The 5,607-nt window shown below is 53.3% G+C and carries 4 tRNA genes and 3 rRNA genes; all 7 read left to right on the top strand.

Annotation, left to right across the window (positions count from 1 at the left end):
- The first annotated feature begins 200 nt into the window (after window positions 1–200).
- Window positions 201–1,731: ribosomal RNA gene (locus tag HMPREF1546_RS16925) — 16S ribosomal RNA — on the top strand.
- A gap of 105 nt (window positions 1,732–1,836) precedes the next feature.
- Window positions 1,837–1,912, top strand: a tRNA-Ala gene (locus HMPREF1546_RS16920).
- Window positions 1,913–1,943: 31 nt separating this feature from the next.
- Window positions 1,944–2,020: transfer RNA gene (locus HMPREF1546_RS16915), tRNA-Ile, on the top strand.
- A gap of 316 nt (window positions 2,021–2,336) precedes the next feature.
- Window positions 2,337–5,175, top strand: a 23S ribosomal RNA gene (locus HMPREF1546_RS16910).
- Between the two features lie 77 nt (window positions 5,176–5,252).
- Window positions 5,253–5,328 (top strand) — tRNA-Lys (locus tag HMPREF1546_RS16905).
- A gap of 1 nt (window position 5,329) precedes the next feature.
- A tRNA-Glu gene (locus tag HMPREF1546_RS16900) sits at window positions 5,330–5,404 on the top strand.
- Between the two features lie 86 nt (window positions 5,405–5,490).
- Window positions 5,491–5,606, top strand: a 5S ribosomal RNA gene (gene rrf / locus HMPREF1546_RS16895).
- Together the 16S, 23S and 5S rRNA genes with 4 tRNA genes alongside form the textbook arrangement of a ribosomal RNA operon.
- Window position 5,607: the final 1 nt, after the last annotated feature.

Genomic DNA, 5,607 nt, shown 5'->3' with positions numbered 1-5,607 from the left:
CCGCCGGGAACGGCGTGCACCTTGTAAATTAAACAACGTAACGAAAAGGAAGCACCAGAAGGCGAGCTCATTTAGGTGAGTTTGCCAAAGGACAAAGCCGTCTCACTGGGTTGAGTCAATTACCGGTGGGATGGAGAAATGAAGCTATGACAAATAGCTCTATGAAGGTTTGAACGGACTACGGTTCGTTTAGATACCATTTTATAGAGAGTTTGATCCTGGCTCAGGACGAACGCTGGCGGCGTGCTTAACACATGCAAGTCGAACGGAGCACCCTTGACTGAGGTTTCGGCCAAATGATAGGAATGCTTAGTGGCGGACTGGTGAGTAACGCGTGAGGAACCTACCTTCCAGAGGGGGACAACAGTTGGAAACGACTGCTAATACCGCATGACGCATGACCGGGGCATCCCGGGCATGTCAAAGATTTTATCGCTGGAAGATGGCCTCGCGTCTGATTAGCTAGATGGTGGGGTAACGGCCCACCATGGCGACGATCAGTAGCCGGACTGAGAGGTTGACCGGCCACATTGGGACTGAGATACGGCCCAGACTCCTACGGGAGGCAGCAGTGGGGAATATTGGGCAATGGACGCAAGTCTGACCCAGCAACGCCGCGTGAAGGAAGAAGGCTTTCGGGTTGTAAACTTCTTTTGTCAGGGAAGAGTAGAAGACGGTACCTGACGAATAAGCCACGGCTAACTACGTGCCAGCAGCCGCGGTAATACGTAGGTGGCAAGCGTTGTCCGGATTTACTGGGTGTAAAGGGCGTGCAGCCGGGCCGGCAAGTCAGATGTGAAATCTGGAGGCTTAACCTCCAAACTGCATTTGAAACTGTAGGTCTTGAGTACCGGAGAGGTTATCGGAATTCCTTGTGTAGCGGTGAAATGCGTAGATATAAGGAAGAACACCAGTGGCGAAGGCGGATAACTGGACGGCAACTGACGGTGAGGCGCGAAAGCGTGGGGAGCAAACAGGATTAGATACCCTGGTAGTCCACGCTGTAAACGATGGATACTAGGTGTGCGGGGACTGACCCCCTGCGTGCCGCAGTTAACACAATAAGTATCCCACCTGGGGAGTACGATCGCAAGGTTGAAACTCAAAGGAATTGACGGGGGCCCGCACAAGCGGTGGATTATGTGGTTTAATTCGAAGCAACGCGAAGAACCTTACCAGGGCTTGACATCCTACTAACGAAGTAGAGATACATCAGGTGCCCTTCGGGGAAAGTAGAGACAGGTGGTGCATGGTTGTCGTCAGCTCGTGTCGTGAGATGTTGGGTTAAGTCCCGCAACGAGCGCAACCCCTATTGTTAGTTGCTACGCAAGAGCACTCTAGCGAGACTGCCGTTGACAAAACGGAGGAAGGTGGGGACGACGTCAAATCATCATGCCCCTTATGTCCTGGGCTACACACGTAATACAATGGCGGTCAACAGAGGGAGGCAAAGCCGCGAGGCAGAGCAAACCCCCAAAAGCCGTCCCAGTTCGGATCGCAGGCTGCAACCCGCCTGCGTGAAGTCGGAATCGCTAGTAATCGCGGATCAGCATGCCGCGGTGAATACGTTCCCGGGCCTTGTACACACCGCCCGTCACACCATGAGAGTCGGGAACACCCGAAGTCCGTAGCCTAACCGCAAGGAGGGCGCGGCCGAAGGTGGGTTCGATAATTGGGGTGAAGTCGTAACAAGGTAGCCGTATCGGAAGGTGCGGCTGGATCACCTCCTTTCTAAGGAGACCTGGGCAGAGCAAGCTCTGCCTGGAATTCCTGGTCAGCTGGAGCGGAAAAAGAGTTACGTTGTTTAATTTAGAGGGCGTACGCCGGGAGATAGAAGGGGATATAGCTCAGCTGGGAGAGCGCCTGCCTTGCAAGCAGGAGGTCGCCGGTTCGAACCCGACTATCTCCACCAAGAGAATAAAGCGTCACCTCGTCCAAGACGAGGGCCCGTAGCTCAGCTGGCTAGAGCGTACGACTGATAATCGTAAGGTCGGTGGTTCGAGCCCACTCGGGCCCACCAGGCGATTTGCCTTTGGATTTGAAGACCTGATCGAAAGATCGGATCTTCAAATCTGACTGCAAAAGCGGTTGGAAGCTGTGCCGGAGACAAGCGAAAGCTTGCGGACGGCGATCTGCACCTTGAAAACTGAACAATGTGACAAAAGCAAGTAAGGCAACAGAGAGGTTTCTCTGTGGAGACACAGAGGAAACAAATTGATTGTGGAACAGCATCCGAAAGGATGCAGGGTGACATACAATTTCGATCTTTGTAAAGCCTGCATAATTCTCAAAGAGAACCAAGAATTCTCTGACAAGTCGCTGTGAGAACGGCGATAGGTCAAGCTGGAAAGAGCGCAAGGGGAATGCCTTGGCATCAGGAGCCGAAGAAGGACGTGACAAGCTGCGAAAAGCCTCGGGGAGGAGCAAATATCCATTGATCCGGGGATATCCGAATGGGGCAACCCGGCTGGACAATATCCAGTCATCCTGCGTTGAACAAAATAGGCGTAGGAAGGGAACCGCCTGAACTGAAACATCTAAGTAGGGCGAGGAAGAGACATCAACCGAGATTCCGCAAGTAGTGGCGAGCGAACGCGGAAGAGGCCAAACCGAGGGATTTATTCCTCGGGGTTGCGGACAGTCATTTAGCGGAAGTTATCTAGGAGAAGGGTCTGGGAAGGCCCGCCACAGAGGGTGAGAGCCCCGTATCCGAAAGAGAAGGCCGTGCGACTGAATCCAGAGTACCGCGGGACACGTGAAACCCCGTGGGAAACAGGGGGGACCACCCTCCAAGCCTAAATACTACCTGATGACCGATAGAGGAGCAGTACCGTGAGGGAAAGGTGAAAAGGACCCCGGGAGGGGAGTGAAAGAGAACCTGAAACCTTGTGCTTACAAGCTGTCAAAGCACGTTAACGTGTGATGGCGTACTTTTTGTAGAACGGTCCGGCGAGTTATAGTAACGAGCGAGCTTAAGGCATTCAGTGCCGGAGGCGAAGCGAGAGCGAGTCTGAATAGGGCGTAAAGTTCGTTGCCATAGACCCGAAACCGGGTGACCTACCCATGAGCAGGTTGAAGTGGGGGTGAAACCCCATGGAGGACCGAACCGACCCCCGTTGCAATGGTGGCGGATGACTTGTGGGTAGCGGTGAAATTCCAATCGAACTCGGAGATAGCTGGTTCTCCCCGAAATAGCTTTAGGGCTAGCGTTATGTTAGATTACCGGAGGTAAAGCACTGAATGGTAGCGGGGCCGATAAGGTTACCAACGCCTATCAAACTAAGAATGCCGGCTAATTGATGCATAGCAGTCAGACAGTGTGAGATAAGTTTCATTGTCAAAAGGGAAACAGCCCAGACCTACAGCTAAGGTCCCGAATAGATGCTAAGTGGAAAACGATGTGGAGTTGCGAAAACAACCAGGATGTTGGCTTAGAAGCAGCCACTCATTAAAAGAGTGCGTAATAGCTCACTGGTCGAGTGACTCTGCGCGGAAAATGTAACGGGGCTAAGCATCTAACCGAAGCTTAGGATTGTCGTAAGACAGTGGTAGGGGAGCGTTCCATGTGGGGTGAAGTCGTAGCGAAAGCAGCGGTGGACTGCATGGAAGTGAGAATGCCGGAATGAGTAGCGAGAATTATGTGGGAATCATAATGGCCGAAAATCTAAGGTTTCTTGGGGAAGGTTCGTCCGCCCAAGGTAAGCCGGGAGCTAAGGCGAGGCCGAAAGGCGTAGTCGATGCACATACGGTAGAAATTCCGTAGCCACCGAACTTTAAGTCAGAGGGACACTTTTGGATAGCGGAACCCGGGCGTTGGTTGACCCGGGCGAAAGGGAGCGAAAATATAGTAGCGAAGTCCGCGATGCTGAGAGGCGAGAAAAGCTCTGATGGATACTAAGGTGCCCGTACCGCAAACCGACACAGGTAGATGAGGAGAGAATCCTAAGGCCAACGGGAGAAGGGTTGTTAAGGAACTCGGCAAGTTGACCCCGTAACTTCGGAATAAGGGGAGCCTCGAAAGAGGCCGCAGTGAAAAGGCCCAAGCAACTGTTTACCAAAAACACAGGTCTATGCTAAATCGAAAGATGACGTATATGGGCTGACGCCTGCCCGGTGCCGGAAGGTTAAGAGGAGATGTCAGCGCAAGCGAAGCATTGAATTGAAGCCCCGGTAAACGGCGGCCGTAACTATAACGGTCCTAAGGTAGCGAAATTCCTTGTCAGGTAAGTTCTGACCCGCACGAAAGGCGTAATGATTTGGGCACTGTCTCAACAGCCCGCCCGGCGAAATTGTAGTACTGGTGAAGATACCAGTTACCCGCAACTAGACGGAAAGACCCCATGGAGCTTTACTGCAGCTTAATACTGGAATTCGGTAACCCATGTACAGGATAGGTGGGAGGCTTGGAAGCAGGGGCGTCAGCTCCTGTGGAGCCGCCGGTGGGATACCACTCTTGGATTGCTGAATTTCTAACCTGCGGCCGTGAATCCGGTCGGGGGACACTGTTAGGCGGGCAGTTTGACTGGGGCGGTCGCCTCCTAAAGAGTAACGGAGGCGCTCAAAGGTTGGCTCAGCACGGACGGAAATCGTGCAGTGAGTGTAAACGTAGAAGCCAGCCTAACTGCGAGACCGACGGGTCGAGCAGTAACGAAAGTTGGAGTTAGTGATCCGGTGGTATGTGAGTGGAAATGCCATCGCTCAACGGATAAAAGCTACCCTGGGGATAACAGGCTGATCTCCCCCAAGCGTCCACAGCGACGGGGAGGTTTGGCACCTCGATGTCGGCTCGTCACATCCTGGGGCTGAATTCGGTCCCAAGGGTTCGGCTGTTCGCCGATTAAAGTGGCACGCGAGCTGGGTTCAGAACGTCGTGAGACAGTTCGGTCCCTATCTGTTGCGGGCGGAAGAGATTTGAAGGGAGCTGTCCTTAGTACGAGAGGACCGGGATGGACGTACCTCTGGTGCACCAGTTGTCCTGCCAAGGGCATAGCTGGGTAGCTAAGTACGGACGAGATAAACGCTGAAAGCATCTAAGCGTGAAACTCCCCCTAAGATGAGATCTCTCACCTCGAAAGAGGGTAAGGGCCCAGGAAGACTACCTGGTAGATAGGCCGGAGGTGGAAGTGCAGTAATGTATGGAGCTGACCGGTACTAATCGCCCGAGGGCTTGACCTACGAGAAAGCAGGCGAGCCTGAAAGCGGCGTCACATTGTTCGGTTTTGAGGGTGCAGGGAAGCATGCTCAAGGGATTTGCACCTTTAGCTCAGTTGGTAGAGCAACTGACTCTTAATCAGTGGGTCCCCGGTTCGAGTCCGTGAAGGTGCACCATGGCCCGTTGGTCAAGTGGTTAAGACAGCGGCCTCTCACGCCGTTAACATCGGTTCGAATCCGGTACGGGTCACCAGACTTTTCAAGGGCGAAAGTTCTTGACAAGGGAAGCGAAATACAATATAATACAGTTTGTTCTCCGGCAAGACCGGATGACATAGAGTTGGTGCTGATTAGGGCGAGGGTCCACCCGTTCCCATTCCGAACACGGCAGTTAAGCTCGTTCCTGCTGACAATACTTGGCTGGCGACGGCCCGGGAAGATAGGTAGCGCCAACAC

Origin of the sequence: Oscillibacter sp. KLE 1745, from assembly GCF_000469445.2 — a bacterium.
GTDB lineage: Bacteria > Bacillota > Clostridia > Oscillospirales > Oscillospiraceae > Oscillibacter > Oscillibacter welbionis.
The sequence above is the reverse complement of the archived record's forward strand: the minus strand, read 5'-3'. Positions and strand labels throughout refer to the sequence as shown.